Source organism: Corynebacterium guangdongense (genome assembly GCF_030408915.1).
In the GTDB taxonomy this organism is placed as follows: Bacteria; Actinomycetota; Actinomycetes; order Mycobacteriales; family Mycobacteriaceae; genus Corynebacterium; species Corynebacterium guangdongense.
Map to the genome: position 1 here is coordinate 791,011 of NZ_CP047654.1, position 14,770 is coordinate 805,780.

10 protein-coding genes, 2 rRNA genes and 1 riboswitch are annotated in these 14,770 nt (G+C 65.6%); of the genes, 4 read left to right on the forward strand and 8 right to left on the reverse strand.

What is annotated here, in order from left to right; translation table 11 throughout:
• Nucleotides 1-95 precede the first annotated feature (95 nt).
• A 23S ribosomal RNA gene (locus CGUA_RS03805) occupies nucleotides 96-3,159 on the forward strand.
• A 126-nt stretch (nucleotides 3,160-3,285) separates the two neighbouring features.
• Nucleotides 3,286-3,403 (forward strand): 5S ribosomal RNA (rrf, locus tag CGUA_RS03810).
• A gap of 456 nt (nucleotides 3,404-3,859) precedes the next feature.
• On the opposite strand, the gene CGUA_RS03815 is transcribed toward rrf, so the two are convergent.
• The 6 genes from CGUA_RS03815 to CGUA_RS03840 form a co-directional block, all read right to left on the reverse strand.
• Nucleotides 3,860-5,374 (reverse strand): DUF4389 domain-containing protein, encoded by a 1,515-nt coding sequence (locus CGUA_RS03815; protein ID WP_290197768.1) that lies wholly within the window; start codon nucleotides 5,372-5,374, stop codon nucleotides 3,860-3,862.
• Nucleotides 5,375-5,715: 341 nt separating this feature from the next.
• On the reverse strand, nucleotides 5,716-6,870 hold the full coding sequence (locus CGUA_RS03820; RefSeq protein ID WP_290197769.1) for a pyridoxal phosphate-dependent aminotransferase: 1,155 nt from the start codon (nucleotides 6,868-6,870) through the stop codon (nucleotides 5,716-5,718).
• 11 nt (nucleotides 6,871-6,881) lie between these two features.
• Nucleotides 6,882-7,529, reverse strand: a complete 648-nt coding sequence (locus CGUA_RS03825) for a DUF3239 domain-containing protein (RefSeq protein WP_290197770.1) — start codon at nucleotides 7,527-7,529, stop codon at nucleotides 6,882-6,884.
• 15 nt (nucleotides 7,530-7,544) lie between these two features.
• On the reverse strand, nucleotides 7,545-9,206 hold the full coding sequence (locus CGUA_RS03830) for a DNA repair helicase XPB (protein WP_290197771.1): 1,662 nt from the start codon (nucleotides 9,204-9,206) through the stop codon (nucleotides 7,545-7,547).
• A gap of 70 nt (nucleotides 9,207-9,276) precedes the next feature.
• Nucleotides 9,277-9,747, reverse strand: coding sequence for a nuclear transport factor 2 family protein (locus CGUA_RS03835; RefSeq protein ID WP_290197772.1), 471 nt, complete (start codon nucleotides 9,745-9,747; stop codon nucleotides 9,277-9,279).
• Nucleotides 9,748-9,771: 24 nt separating this feature from the next.
• The gene (locus tag CGUA_RS03840; RefSeq protein ID WP_290197773.1) at nucleotides 9,772-12,081 is read right to left on the reverse strand and encodes a helicase-associated domain-containing protein; all 2,310 of its coding nucleotides are present in this window, start codon (nucleotides 12,079-12,081) and stop codon (nucleotides 9,772-9,774) included.
• A gap of 65 nt (nucleotides 12,082-12,146) precedes the next feature.
• On the opposite strand from CGUA_RS03840, the gene CGUA_RS03845 reads away from it, so the two are divergent.
• Complete coding sequence (locus tag CGUA_RS03845; RefSeq protein WP_290197774.1) at nucleotides 12,147-12,338, forward strand: hypothetical protein; 192 nt, start codon at nucleotides 12,147-12,149, stop codon at nucleotides 12,336-12,338.
• A gap of 160 nt (nucleotides 12,339-12,498) precedes the next feature.
• Here CGUA_RS03845 and CGUA_RS03850 read toward each other — a convergent pair whose 3' ends face one another.
• Complete coding sequence (locus CGUA_RS03850) at nucleotides 12,499-13,179, reverse strand: resuscitation-promoting factor Rpf1 domain-containing protein (RefSeq protein WP_290197775.1); 681 nt, start codon at nucleotides 13,177-13,179, stop codon at nucleotides 12,499-12,501.
• A gap of 5 nt (nucleotides 13,180-13,184) precedes the next feature.
• Nucleotides 13,185-13,371, reverse strand: a riboswitch (cyclic di-AMP (ydaO/yuaA leader).
• Between the two features lie 378 nt (nucleotides 13,372-13,749).
• Between CGUA_RS03850 and CGUA_RS03855 the strand changes: the two genes are divergently transcribed.
• Complete coding sequence (locus CGUA_RS03855; protein ID WP_290197776.1) at nucleotides 13,750-14,133, forward strand: cold-shock protein; 384 nt, start codon at nucleotides 13,750-13,752, stop codon at nucleotides 14,131-14,133.
• A gap of 66 nt (nucleotides 14,134-14,199) precedes the next feature.
• Here the strand turns inward: CGUA_RS03855 and CGUA_RS03860 are convergent, their stop codons facing one another.
• The gene (locus CGUA_RS03860; RefSeq protein WP_290197777.1) at nucleotides 14,200-14,742 is read right to left on the reverse strand and encodes a DUF2771 domain-containing protein; all 543 of its coding nucleotides are present in this window, start codon (nucleotides 14,740-14,742) and stop codon (nucleotides 14,200-14,202) included.
• Nucleotides 14,743-14,770 lie beyond the last annotated feature (28 nt).

Genomic DNA, 14,770 nt, shown 5'->3' on the forward strand with positions numbered 1-14,770 from the left:
ATGGGCGCAGGTCACCTTCGGGTGGTGTGTGTCCGTGTGTGTTTTGTTTGTTCGCCGGCCCGTCACTGTGGTGGTGGGTTGGTGATCGTTCTTAGTGTTGTTTTGTTAAGGGCGTATGGTGGATGCCTTGGCATGCTGAGCCGATGAAGGACGTGTGAGTCTGCGTTAAGCCTCGGGGAGTTGACAACTGAGCGTTGATCCGAGGATGTCCGAATGGGGAAACCCGGCCGTCGTTATGGGCGGTCACCATCATGTGAATTCATAGTGTGGTGGGGGTGACGCGGGGAAGTGAAACATCTCAGTACCCGCAGGAAGAGAAAATAATAATGATTCCGCTAGTAGTGGCGAGCGAACGTGGATCAGGCTAAACCGTGTGTGTGTGATACCTGGCAGGGGTTGTGCATGCGGTGTTGTGGGATGCGATGTGACCAGGCTGCCGGCTGGTCGCGTGCGGCGTGTGGTTAGTGGAACTGGTTTGGGATGACCGACCGTAGTGGGTGAGAGTCCCGTACATGAAGACCAGGCGTCGGGCGTTGTCGTATTCCCGAGTAGCAACGGGCTCGTGGAATCTGTTGTGAATCTGCCGGGACCACCCGGTAAGCCTAAATACTCAGTGTGACCGATAGCGGATAGTACCGTGAGGGAATGGTGAAAAGTACCCCGGGAGGGGAGTGAAATAGTTCCTGAAACCATGCGCTTACAATCCGTCAGAGCACCTCTTGTGTGTGATGGCGTGCCTTTTGAAGAATGAGCCTGCGAGTCAGCGGCATGTCGCGAGGTTAACCCGTGTGGGGTAGCCGTAGCGAAAGCGAATACTAACTAGTGTGTTTAGTGGCATGTTCTGGACCCGAAGCGGGGTGATCTACCCATGGCCAGTGTGAAGCAGCTGTAAGAGGTTGTGGAGGCGCGAACCCACTTAGGTTGAAAACTGAGGGGATGAGTTGTGGGTAGGGGTGAAAGGCCAATCAAACTCCGTGATAGCTGGTTCTCCCCGAAATGCATTTAGGTGCAGCGCCGCGTGTTTCTTGCCGGAGGTAGAGCTACTGGTTGGTTGAGCGGGACTACAATCTTAGTGACGTCAGCCAAACTCCGAATGCCGGTCAAGTTTAGCGTGGTAGTGAGACTGTGGGGGATAAGCTTCATAGTCGAGAGGGAAACAGCCCAGATCGCCGGTTAAGGCCCCTAAGTGTGTACTAAGTGGAAAAGGATGTGCGATCGCGAAGACAGCCAGGAGGTTGGCTTAGAAGCAGCCACCCTTGAAAGAGTGCGTAATAGCTCACTGGTCGAGTGGTTGTGCGCCGACAATGTAGTGGGGCTCAAGTACACCGCCGAAGCCGCGGCATGAGATTTTGTCTCATGGGTAGGGGAGCGTCGTGCATGGGGTGAAGCAGTACCGTGAGGGGCTGTGGACTGTGTGCGAGTGAGAATGCAGGCATGAGTAACGAGAGTAAGGTGAGAATCCTTACCGCTGGATGACTAAGGGTTCCTGGGTCAAGTTCGTCTTCCCAGGGTGAGTCGGGGCCTAAGGCGAGGCCGACAGGCGTAGTCGATGGATAACGGGTTGATATTCCCGTACCCGTGTATGTGCGCCCATGGTGAATCAGTGATACTAACCACCCACAATCGCCGACGTCCGCCTTCGGGTGGTGTTGGTGTGCGTGCGTGGGGCCTGAACTGGTAGTAGCTAAGTGATGGGGTGACGCAGTGGGGTAGCCGTGCCACTTATTGGATTGTGGTGTAAGCGTGTAGGCCGGGGCATAGGTAAATCCGTGTCCCGTGATGGCTGAGACGTGATGCGTAGGACGTGGTCCGATGTCGGTGATCCCGTGCTGTCGAGAAAAGCCTCTAGCGAGTGCATACATGGCCCGTACCCTAAACCGACACAGGTAGTCAGGTAGAGAATACTAAGGCGGTCGGGTGAACTGTGGTTAAGGAACTCGGCAAAATGCCCCCGTAACTTCGGGAGAAGGGGGGCCCGTGCTGGTGACCGGATTTTCTCCGTGAGCTGGTGTGGGTCGCAGAGAATAGAGGGAAGCGACTGTTTATCAAAAACACAGGTCCGTGCGAAAACGTGAAGTTGATGTATACGGACTGACGCCTGCCCGGTGCTGGAAGGTTAAGAGGACCGGTTAGCGACGTTTACGTCGCGAAGCTGAGAATTTAAGCCCCAGTAAACGGCGGTGGTAACTATAACCATCCTAAGGTAGCGAAATTCCTTGTCGGGTAAGTTCCGACCTGCACGAATGGCGTAACGACTTCCCTGCTGTCTCAACCACAGACCCGGTGAAATTGCAGTACGAGTAAAGATGCTCGTTTCGCGCGGCAGGACGAAAAGACCCCGGGACCTTCACTATAGCTTGGTATTGGTGTTCGGTTCGGTTTGTGTAGGATAGGTGGGAGACTGTGAGGCCGTCACGCCAGTGGCGGTGGAGTCGTTGTTGAAATACCACTCTGACCGGATTGGATACCTGAACCTTGGCCCATGATCTGGGTTGGGGACAGTGCCTGGTGGGTAGTTTAACTGGGGCGGTTGCCTCCTAAAATGTAACGGAGGCGCCCAAAGGTTCCCTCAGCCTGGTTGGTAATCAGGTGGTGAGTGTAAGTGCACAAGGGAGCTTGACTGTGAGAGTGACAGCTCGAGCAGGGACGAAAGTCGGGACTAGTGATCCGGCACCTACTTGTGGATGTGGTGTCGCTCAACGGATAAAAGGTACCCCGGGGATAACAGGCTGATCTTCCCCAAGAGTCCATATCGACGGGATGGTTTGGCACCTCGATGTCGGCTCGTCGCATCCTGGGGCTGGAGTAGGTCCCAAGGGTTGGGCTGTTCGCCCATTAAAGCGGCACGCGAGCTGGGTTCAGAACGTCGTGAGACAGTTCGGTCTCTATCCGCCGCGCGCGTTGAAACTTGAAGAAGGCTGACCCTAGTACGAGAGGACCGGGTTGGACGTACCTCTGGTGTGCCAGTTGTTCCGCCAGGAGCAGGGCTGGTTGGCTACGTACGGGAGGGATAACCGCTGAAAGCATCTAAGCGGGAAGCCTGTTTTGAGATGAGGTTTCTGTTGAGGTCCCCCAGAGACGATGGGGTTGATAGGCCAGATCTGGAAGGTGGGTAACCATCGGAGGTGACTGGTACTAATGCACCGACTAAACAACACTATTGTTGTTAACGCAAGCGAAACACAGAGCAGATGAAGTTTGCTCGCGTCCACTATGCAGTGTTTGACACAGCACACCCGTGTCACAGGTCCCCGCCGTAGCCGGCTGGGGTGCCTCTGTGGGTGTGTCGGTGGTTGATAGCGGTAGGGAAACGCCCGGTCCCATTCCGAACCCGGAAGCTAAGCCTACCCGCGCTGATGGTACTGCACCTGGGAGGGTGTGGGAGAGTAAGACACCGCCGACATTCAACATAAACACAACTGAATACCAGCGACGGCCCCGGTCACCACCTGATGGTGGTGACCGGGGCCGCTCGCCGTTTCCCACCCCAGGCCGCACGGATAAGATTGGCATGCTGGTGTGCTGACAATGGTGGGGTCATGCCCGTAGCTCCGGATTCCGACGCCGACCAGGACGGTCCAGTCGGGAACGACAGGTGAGCCACCGCCAGGAGCGCCGACGAAGCGCCTCGTCGATGTCCGCCACCGCCGTAGTGGGCGCAAGCTGGCCCAGAGCCCCCGAGGGAGGGCAAAGGCCCCGATGCACAGCTGGCTTGGTGGCTGTGGGTGGTTTCCGGCGGCACTTGGCTGAGACGAGCATGATGTCGGTCCCGGTTCACCAACGAAACAAGTTTGGGGGAGTCGTCGCGATTCTGTCCGAGTGTCCGGGGCCAGTCATCCAGCGCCGAGGCCCCGAGCTGTTAAGTTGACCGCTCCCGCCGATCCGCGAGCTGTGTCTCCGCCGGCTCCTGCGCACCCTGGTCAAGACGCAACGGCGGGTACTCGTCACGCAGCAGAAGTGCATAGGTGTTGACCCGGTACACCCACCGGTTGATGCCCAACGCAAAGTCGGCCATTCCCCGGTGATGGCGGCCGGTGACCAGCAGAACGACGGCGATGAACAGCACCAGCAGACCCAGGACCGAGACGGAGGCGGACATCCTGCCCATGCCTGCGGGGGCGGCGTAGCTCCAGGCGACCATCGTCCCGCCGGTGAACAGTCCGACGATGAGGTAATGGGGAATAGCCAGCAGCCACCATTTGACCAGGACAAGGCCGCGGGAAAGCCGCTCCGGATAATCGACGCGGAAATCCGCCGGGTAGTCCGTCGACGCCAGCGTGAACGGGGGATAGCGATCGGTGGCCAGCGCTGAGTAGGAGTAGAACCCCACCCGCCAGGACCAGCGCAGCACGCCGACGGTGAAGAAGAACCAGGACTTCGGGTACCGCCCGGTGAAGAGAATTCCGACGCCGGCCGCGATGGTGGTGAAGAGGACGCTTACGCCGAGTAACGCGAGCACGAAAAAGTGGGGGATGGCCAGCAGCCACTTCACCAGCCACAGCCATCGTGAGGGCGCCTGCGACAGGTCAGCGTCGAGACGGGCGGGGTAGGGGCCGCGCCTGACCGGAGGTGCGGTGGCGGCGGCGAGGTTGCGGCCCAGGCCGGTCGCCCCGATCAGCAGCAGCAGGACTCCCAGCGCGAGCGAGACCAGGCCGGCGAGGAGCAGGCCGGTTCCGAGGGGGCCGAGGTCGCGGGCGGCCAGGTCGGAGCGGACGCCGACGCTGCCCTCCACCCAGACGGGCCGGGTGGCGTCGGCATTCATGATCACCAGCAGCCAGTCACCCGACGCCAGATCCCACGAAATTTCCTGGGTGCCGCTGCCGGAGGCGGAAACCTCCCAGAAGTCCTGGTCAGCGGGAGTGGCCGGAGTGGCGTGTCCGTCAGGGAAGCGGTCGACCGCGTCGACGTTCCAGGCGCGGGACCCCGGCCACTGGCGGGCCCCGCCGTAGGCGACGTCCCGGACCTCGGAATGGGGGACGCCCGCCAGGTACTCGGAGACCCGGGAGCTCTCGCCGATGCCGATGAACACCTCCTGGTCCGGGAGCATGGACGTCGCTTCAATCCGGAAGCTGGCCAGGTCGGCGACGGCCGGAACTCCGGGGCCGGACATGCCGGAGAGATTGACGTTGAAGGGAGGCCCGACGATGGCGTGACCGGTGCTTTGCACCGTGCTCAGGTCGGTGCTGGCGTACTCGCCGTCGCGTTGGTAGTTCTGGAAGGCGAGCGCGGAGGCGCCGAAAGCGACCAGGGACAGTCCCAGCACGGCGAGGATGACGCCGATGATCAGGGCCACCCAGTAGCCGGGTCGGGAAGGGGGGAACGGGGAGTGGGGGGCGGTAACGGGGGAATCGGAGGGGGACATTCGAGTGGACACGCTCTGTTCCTCTCGGGGCGTGGCAGGAAATTCGCCGTCCCCGCGCAGACTGACTGGCGGACCTGCAGTGTCGCGGAGCTGGCGTCGGGGTGAGACCTACAGCCGTGCCACCATCCTCGGGTGCTTCGCCGTGGACTCGCTGATCGAGGGCATCAGGCGGGTGGGTCCACCCGTCTGCACTCCAGCAGGGCTGGACATCCCGGCGGCCTGCGTGCCGGGGTTGACGTCCCTGGGCATCCGGGCAGGTCCCCGGACCCTGGTACCCCACAGCCTAACAAGGTGGGTGGCGCACGTCCGGGTAATTCCCGTCAGCCCACGGAAGTCACGAGCGACCCTGCCCTCTAGACTTCCCGGAGCCGACGCCCCGCCTCCCGGATGTTCTCCTCCGACTTGCAGAACGTGAAGCGAACCTTCGAACGCCACGGACCTCTGTCGTCCGTGAAGACCTCCACCGGGATGGCGGCGACGCCCTTGTCGGTGATGAGGTCCGTGCACCACTGCTCGCCGTCCTCGGCGCCGGTGTCGGCGAGGAGGAAATAGGTGCCGAAGCTGGGGTGGGCGGTCAGTCCGGCGTCGGCAAGCAGGGCGCTGAGCAGATCCCGGCGCTCCTGCAGCGAGGCGACCATCCCGCGCACCCACTCGCGTTCGTGGAGCAGGCCATGGGCGACGGCCGGCTGCACGGGGGTGACGCCCACGTAGCTGAGGTACTGCTTGGCGGCGGTGACGGCGTCGATGAGAGGGGCGGGAGCCATCGCCCACCCGGTCTTCCAGCCGGTGACGTTGAAGGACTTCGCCGCCGAGGCCACGGTGACGGTGCGCTCGCGCATGCTCTCGAAGGAGGCGACGGGCAGGTGGGTGCGGCCGTCGTAGACGAGGTACTCGTAGGCCTCGTCGGAAAGGACGAGCAGGTCGTGCTTGACGCAGACGCGGGCGAACTCGCCCAGGTCGAGGACGGAGCCGGTGGGGTTGTGCGGGTTGTTGATGATGACCAGCGCGGTGCGCTCGGTGATGGCGGCCTCGAAGGCGTCGGCGTCGATGGTCCAGGTGTCTCCGTCGGCGGCGAGCGGCACGGCGACACGTCGCGCCCCGGCGAGGGCGATGGCGGCTGCGTAGGCGTCGTAATAGGGCTCGAAGACGATGACCTCCTCTCCGGGCTCCACCAACCCGAGGACGGTGGCGGCGATTCCCTCGGTGGCGCCCACGGTGACGAGAATCTCGGTGTCCGGGTCGAAGGTGAGGCCGTAGTCGCGGTCGCGCTGGACGCTGACGGCGTCACGCAGGACGGCCATGCCCCGGCCGGGGGCATACTGGTTGTTGCCGGCGGCGATCTCCTCCCGGGCGATCTCGAGCATCCGGGGCGGGCCGGAGGCGTCGGGGAACCCCTGGCCGAGGTTGACTGCGCCATGCTCGGTGGCGAGCCTGGACACGGTGGCAAAAATGGTGTCGCCGAATGCGGAGAGTCGGGCGACACCGGGGTCGTCGAGGCGGCGGTTCATACCGCCAGAGTCTAGAGCAGCAGCAGGTTGTCGGGGGTGGCCTTGACCTGGTCGAGCTTCTTCCGGCCGCGCTCCAGCTTGGCCCACTGATCCTGGGGGATCGCCTTGCGGGCCATGGTGATCAGGTCCTCGTCCGGGGTACCCCAGGCGATGGGCATGACGTCGACGGACTGCCAGTGGTCCTTGTCCCGGGTGGTGCGCCCGCCGAAGACGGCGACGGCCGGGAGCTGATTGCCGACCTTGGCCGGATCCAGGTTCGGAATCCTCTTGACCTGGGTGTACGTCCAGGCGTAGCGCGGGGGCACGTCCGGGTTGACGTTGGTGTTGACCAGCGCCAGCAGCCCCAGGTGGCGGCCGTCATTCTCGGCGACGACGGCGGGGATGAGCGGGTAGCGGTCATACATGTCCTGGGCGCTGCCGGTCTTGCGCCCCGCGGTGACGCCGGCGGCCGCGAAGGCGCCACCGAGGGCGATGAGCACGAGCATCAGGATCAGCGCCCACACCGCCCGGCCACCGGGTCCGAGATAGACGAAAACCCCCACGACGGCGGTGAGGACGCCAAGGAGGATGCCGCTGGCGCGGAAGTAGCGGGAGTTGGTGAGAAACTCGTTGTGCTCGCGTGCGTGCTTCTCATCGACCTGGAATTTAAAGACCTTCATGATGCCCCAACTGTACTAAAACTGCAGCGAATCGATGTCGGCGGCGTCGAGGATCCGGTACGCGTAGCCCTGCTCCGCGAGGAAGCGCTGGCGGTGCGCGGCGTACTCGGAATCCAGTGAGTCGCGGGCGACGATCGTGTAGAAGTGGGCCTCACCGCCGTCCGCCTTCGGACGCAGCAGTCGGCCCAGGCGCTGCGCCTCCTCCTGGCGGGAGCCGAAGGTCCCGGAGACCTGGACCGCGACCGCCGCTTCCGGCAGGTCGATGGAGAAGTTGGCGACCTTGGACACGACCAGCGTGGACAGTTCGCCGGCGCGGAAGGCGTCGAAAAGCTCTTCGCGCTTCCTGGTGCTGGTCTTGCCGTCGATGAGCGGGGCGCCGATGCGGGCGGCGATCTCCTCGAGCTGGTCGATGTAGGCGCCGATGATGAGCGCCGGCTGCCCGGCGTGCTTGTCCAGCAGCTTTTCGACGACCCGCTGCTTGCCGACGCTGCCCGCCGCCAGCCGGTAGCGGTCCCGGGTCTCGGCGGTGGCGTAGACCATGCGCTCGGCGTCGGTCATGGTGGTGCGGACCTCGACGCACTCGGCGGTGGCGATGTAGCCGGCCATCTCGAGCTCCTTCCAGGGCGCGTCGTAGCGTTTGGGGCCGATGAGGCTGAAGACGTCGTCCTCGCGGCCGTCCTCACGCACCAGCGTCGCGGTCAGGCCAAGGCGGCGGCGCGACTGCAGGTCGCTGGTCATCCGGAAGACCGGGGCGGGCAGGAGGTGCACCTCGTCGTAGATGATCAGCCCCCAGTCCCGCTGGTCGAAGAGCTCGAGGGCCCTGTATTCGCCCTTGGTCTTGCGGGTGACGACCTGGTAGGTGGCGATGGTGACCGGACGGATCTCCTTGCGTTCGCCGGAGTACTCGCCGATCTCCTCCGGGGTGAGCGTGGTGCGCTTGAGCAGCTCGTCGCGCCACTGGCGCCCGGCGACGGTGTTGGTGACCAGGATGAGCGTCGTCGTTTGTGCCTTGGCCATCGAGGCCGCGCCGACGATGGTCTTGCCGGCGCCGCAGGGCAGCACGACCACGCCCGAGCCGCCCTCCCAGAAGGAGTCGGTGGCGTAGCGCTGGTAGTCGCGCAGATTCCAGTCGGTGTTCTGCGTCGACAGGGCGATCGGGTGCGCCTCCCCGTCGACGTAGCCCGCGAGGTCCTCGACCGGCCAGGACACCTTCGTCAGCTCCTGCTTGAGCCGGCCACGCTCGGAGGGGTGGACGATGACGCTTTCCTGGTCGATGCGCGTGCCCAGCAGCGGTCTGATCTTCTTGTGGCGCAGGAGCTCCTCGAGGATTGCCGGTTCCTTCGTCTCCAGGATGAGACCGTGGGCCGGGTGCTTGTGCAGACGCAGGCGACCGTAGCGTGACATGGTCTCGGCGACGTCGACGAGCAGCGGTTGCGGCACGGGGAAGCGCGAGAACTTCTCGAGCGCGTCGACCACCTGCTCGGCGTCGTGCCCGGCGGCGCGGGCGTTCCACAGCGCCAGCGGCGTGATGCGGTAGGTGTGGACGTGTTCCGGGGCGCGCTCGAGTTCGGCGAAGGGGGCGAGCGCCGCACGCGCCTCGCCCGCCCGGGGGTGCTCGATCTCCAGCAGGACGGTCTTGTCCGACTGCACGATCAACGGTCCGTCACCGAATGCCACAGAGAAGCTCCTAGGGGGGTTAAGAGGTGGAGGTACAACCCCTCAAGTATGGCACCAGCGTCAAGCCCGCCTAGTGCAGCGGAATCACCAGGCCATGCTCATCGTCCCCGCGGACGCCGAAGATGCGGCGCTCGGATTCGTTGATCGCCACGTCGTTGATGCTCGCTTCGCGACGGGCCATCAGACCGTTGTCGGCGAACTCCCAGTTCTCGTTGCCGTAGGAGCGGTACCACTGCCCGTGATCGTCGTGCCATTCATACTGGAAGCGCACCGCGATCCGGTTGCCGCTGACCGCCCACAGGCTCTTGCGCAGGGCGTAGTCGAGTTCACGCTCCCACTTGGCCTCAAGGAAGCTCTCGATCTCCGCGCGACCGGTGATGAACTGGTCGCGGTTGCGCCACACGGAATCCTCCGTGTAAGCCTGCGCGACCTTCCGCGGATCGCGGGTGTTCCAGGCGTCCTCGGCGGCCTGGACCTTCTGCGCGGCGGTGTCGGCGGTGAACGGGGGAAGCGGGGGTTTGGATACCTGGGCGTCAGTCATGTGGCCCAGGTTACAGACATCGCGTCAGTCGAGGATGACCTGCGTGATCCGGTGCAGCGGGAAGCGCTGGACGCGCCCGGTGGCGGGGTCGACGGCGTCGACCTGGCCGCCGGTCACGGTCATCGGCCGGACACTGACCTGGGTGGATTGCCCGTGCTTGTCGACCACGCCGATGCGCACGGTGCGTCCGCCCCGGGCTGCGGCCTGCAGGACGCTGAGGGACTCGGAACCGGTGAACACCTCCTGGCCGGCGGTCCCGGCGCCGGCGCGCTCGGATTCCCCGCGTCGGATGGCCTTGACGGCGGCGTCGATGCGGGCCGGATCGGTGAGCTGGGGCTCGGGCAGCCGGATTTTCTCGGCCGGCAGGACCGGCGGTTCCGGACGGATGTCCACGGCGGCCCCGTGCTCGTCCTCCGCGGCGGCATGGATCCCGGCCTCCCGGAGCAGCTCGAGCACCTCCGCGAGACGCCGGGTGGAGACCGCGACGGTGGGGGCGAGGCGGCGCAGGCCGGCCGTCTCGGCGGCGGGGGCGGCGAAGACGGCATCGAGGAGCGCGGGTTCCTCGCTGCGCAGGTAGCTCAGGGCGGCGCCGCCGCGCAGGTGGCCGTGGCGGCGGCCGAGGTCCTCGAGCAGGTAGCTCAGGGACTGCGGGATTTCCCCGAGAGCGTGCCCTGCCAACCAGGAGCCAATCTCCCCGGCACTGCGCCCGGCGTCCAGGGCCCGGCGCAGGGTCGTCTCCGAGACGCGGTACACGCTGGCCAGGCCGGCCGATTCGAGGTCGGCGAGCAGCTCCATCTCGCTCTGCATCGCCGCTGGCAGGGGCCCGGGGGCCAGCACCGTCAGATCCGCCTGGATGATGATACGGTCCACCTCGGCCGGGGTGATCTCCGCCGCGTCGGATTCGAGCTCCGTCAGCAGCGTCGAGGTCTCGGTGGCCGCGTGGAGGGTGCGCAGCCAGGTCGTCGCGACGCCGCCGGCGGTGACACCCATCCACTCCGCCTCGGCCAGGAGCCGGTCGGCCTCGCCCGCCGGGGCCGTGGACGCCGCCAACGGGGAAGTGAAGCGGAAGTCGCTCATTGCTTCCGCCCGTGTGAGCGCGATGCCCTCGGCGGGACGGACGTACGGTTGGGTCACCAACCGGCGACGGTGAGGCAGATGGTCATTGCGGGAAGCGTCATCGAACATCCGGATCGTCGCGCCGTTGTCGTCCTTCTCACCGACGCGCCAGTATTGCCAGGGGCTCGCCCACCAGCCGGCGATGACACGGGCGAACTGCGTGGACAGCGGCGCCTCGAGCCACTCGACGGCGTAACGGGTGGGGGCGAGGTGGCTCGACTCCTCATGCCCCGGCAGTTCACCGCGGCCGATGAGCCGGGCGGCGGTGGCTACGGCGATGAGACGATGCACCTCGGGGCGTTCGACGTCGAGCGCCCTGGCGATCTGGCCGGTGGCGCGCACCCCCAGCGTCGAGTCCTTGTTCAGGGCGAGCGGGTGGTCGCCGACGTATTCGACGAGACGCCGCACCGTGCGCGTGGCTTCCAGCCCCTGGGCGGCACCGGATTCGTCCGCCCGGCGCTGGGCGTCGGGGTCGGGTCCGCCGCCGCCGGTGACCCGTTCTGAGGGGACGAGCGGGTAGTCGCCGGTCTCGGTGCCGCGCAGGACCTGGGATACGTGCCGGGGCAGGCGAACATGGTTGGCGTCGACCCGGGTGAGCAGGCCCGCCTCGATGAGCTGGGGGATTGGTCGGGAGGGATCGGCATCGATGGCGGCGTCCCGGGTGGTCCCCAGACCGCCCCCGGCAACCAGGGTGTCGAGGACCTTGCGCTGGCCGGGCTCGAGGCCGGCGATCCGCTCTGCGGTGTCCGGCCCGCCTCCCGGCGACTCCTCGCCGAGCAGCCGCCAGGACGCGGGGAGCATGCTCATCGTCTCCCGGACGAGGAGAAGCCGATCCGCTTCGCCGAAGAGAAGCGCGTGGGTGACCAGGGTGTCGACCGCGCCTTCGGCCAGGGCCGGATCCACCGGGGTCGGCGCCCGAGAGACGAGGGCTTCGGCGACGTCAGCCCGGGACACGGGGGAGAACTCGGCGCCGAGGTCGGCGGCGGCCTCCAGGGCGGCCAGCTCCAGCGTCGACAGGCCCCGCAACGCCCGGGCGACCGAGGCGCGCAGCTGGAGTCTGCCCGCTAAGGGGGTGATCGAAGGGGGGATGGGGTGAATCACATCCGGGCGGGCCCGCAGCAGTGCGGTGAGTTCGACGTCCCCCAGGTTCGCCAGCCACGTGCGGAAATCCGGCGTGTCGGGGGAGGGGGCGGTGGTCGGGGGAAAATCGCTGGCCATGGTCCGTCCCAGTGTAATCCCGGCGCCGGTTACTTTTTGCTCCGACGTTTGACAGAATGATCGGTATGGCAAACGTAGAGAAGAAGAAGTTCGTTGATCCGGGCTGGCCGGAGAACACCCCTGACGGTCACCACGCCGTCACCGAAATGATCTCTCCGCTGGCTGGTGGTTTCAGCCCGTACGGTGACGAGCTCGTCCTCCCGCTCCCCTCGGAGCACATCGGCTACGTTCACCCGTACACCCGCGTCAACCGCTAGGGCGTCGGGGACCCCGTCCCGCGCCGGTGCCCCGGACATTGTCCGGGGCACCGGCGTTCTTTCTGCTTTTCCTTGTCCTGGTGCGGATCGGCCGGAAATCGAGGGAGCCCGGGGCCACCGCGATTGGTGACCACCGGGCTCGCCGGACTGTCCGGGCGTGTTAGCGGACGGTGTTGAGGAAGGACTGCAGGTTCGGGTCGATGGTGCCGGCCCCTGCCAGCGCCGGTGCGGCGAAGGTGGCGGTGCCGGCGTAGAAGGCGTTGAAATCGTGGCGGTTGGCGTTGTAGTACTCGGTGACCGGGGCCGGGACGGTGGCGCCGTAGGAGGCCAGCGTGTCGGCGATCAGGTTGTACAGGGCATCGACGGCCAGTTCCTCGGAGGACGTCTCGGCGGAGGTGGCGGCCGAGGTCTGGGCGGAGGCGTCGGCGGACGTGTTCGCGGAGGCCGCGGACGTGGCCGAGGCGGTCGAGGCCCCCGGGTACGCGCGGTCCAGGTTCGGCGCGGAGGTCAGGCCAAGCTTGGCGGAGCAGGCCGGCCAGGCGCCCCAGCCCTGGGCGGCGAGGGTCTTCTCGGCAATGAAGATCTGCTGCTCGCGGGTGGCCTGGTTGGCGGTCGAGGCGAACTCTCCGCCGCCGAAGGCCTGCCAGGTGGAGGCCGAGAACTGCAGGCCGCCGTAGTAGCCGTTGCCGGTGTTGATGGCCCAGTTGCCACCGGACTCGCACTGTGCGAGGCGGTCCCAGTCGGAATTCGGGGCGGCGGAGGCGGCCGGCGCGAAGAGGGCGGCGGAGGCGGCGACGGCGGCGGTGGACGCGGCGAACTTGGTCAGTGCGGAGCGGGTCATGCTTGTGTTCCTCTCGTATGCGCCTGCGAGGTGAGCTGTCGGGTTCGGGAGGGAGGTACGTCGTGTGCCCGGCCGGTGGCATCCGTGGCCCGGATGTCACCGGCTTCACCCCGAGGACTCGCGATGTGCGAATCCGGTGCGCGGCTGCGCGGTGGGTTCCCCGCCCCTGTCCTGGTCATGTGAAGTTGAAGTAGGTTCCTGTCGTCATCTGTCACCGTCCCGGACAGGGTTTGGCGAAGGACGATTGCGACGACCGGCGGTTGAGCCTGGGGAGAAGAGTAACTTTTTGTAACGAATGAGTCACGCCCTGAGCACGGATTGATGTCGGTTTTCTCTCGGAAGGGAAATGGCGCCGTACTGACCTGCGTGAACGAGTCCAAAACGTTATTGTGACATTAATCACTCATCTGCTGCCAGGCTGAATGATTGGGGCCTCTGTGGTTAGTGGGAACCCTGTCCCCGAGGTATAGTTGGACATTTATTACGAGGGGCGACGGCGAAATGGCAGTGTCGTCCGCTGTCAACCCTGCCGAAAACCCCGTCCCCCGAGAAGGAAAGAGGTGATTGTTCGTGCCCGTAGGAAAAGTCAGGTGGTACGACGCGTCAAAGGGCTACGGCTTCGTCTCCAACCCGGGCGGCGAAGACGTTTTCGTCGGTAAGAACGTGCTTCCGGACGGCGTCGAGGAACTCGTCGCCGGTCAGCGTCTCGAGTTCGACTTCGCCGCCGGTCGGCGTGGCCCGCAGGCCCTGCGCGTCAAGGTGCTGGACGCTCCGCGTCGCCGCACCGTCAACCGGCGCAAGCCCGAGGAGCTGGGCAGCCTGCTCTCCGACGTCATGACCGTCATCGAGACGCAGATTCAGCCGGCGCTGAGCGCCGGCCGCTACCCGGATCGCAAGGAAGGCCGACAGGTCGCGGAGATTCTCCGGGCCGTCGCCAAGGAGCTCGACTCCTAGCACCCCGCGCAGCACTCAGCTCCGGACGCCCCGAGGGTGTCCGGAGCTGAGTGCTTTCCGCCGGGGCTACCGGCCGGTCGGGGACTGGGTGGCCACCGACCACACCGTCGCGTAGACGGTCTCGTTGCCCTCGTCGTCGGTGCCCAGCATCGCTGAGTTGACCTCGACGACCACCAACTGCGGTTCCTCCTCGGAGCCTGCGGGCGGCGCCGCGCTCACCGGGACCTCGGCGGAGGTGGCGTCGTGCGGGCCGTGCAGCTGCTGGTCGTTGGCGCCCGGGTTGTCGTAGATCGACAGCAGCGACCAGTCGTGGTCGTAGATCGACTCGTCCAGCTCGATGGTCAGGGTGTCGCCCGGGGCGGCGTCGATGACGGGAATCTCCCCGCCCTCGCCGCACTCGGTGCCCAGCTCGCACACCTGATACGGGAAGATCTCGATGGACTCCTCGCCGTTGGAGACCGTGATCGCCACCTCGGAGGGATGCGGTGCCGGCCGGTTGTTGAACCAGGTCACCCCCAGCACGATGACGGCGACGATGATCGTCGTGACGACGGCGAGAGCGGAAACCTGGAGAACGGCGCGGTGACGTGCCTCTTTGCGGGTGGCCATGGCGCCTCATTCTAGCGCCGTGACACCG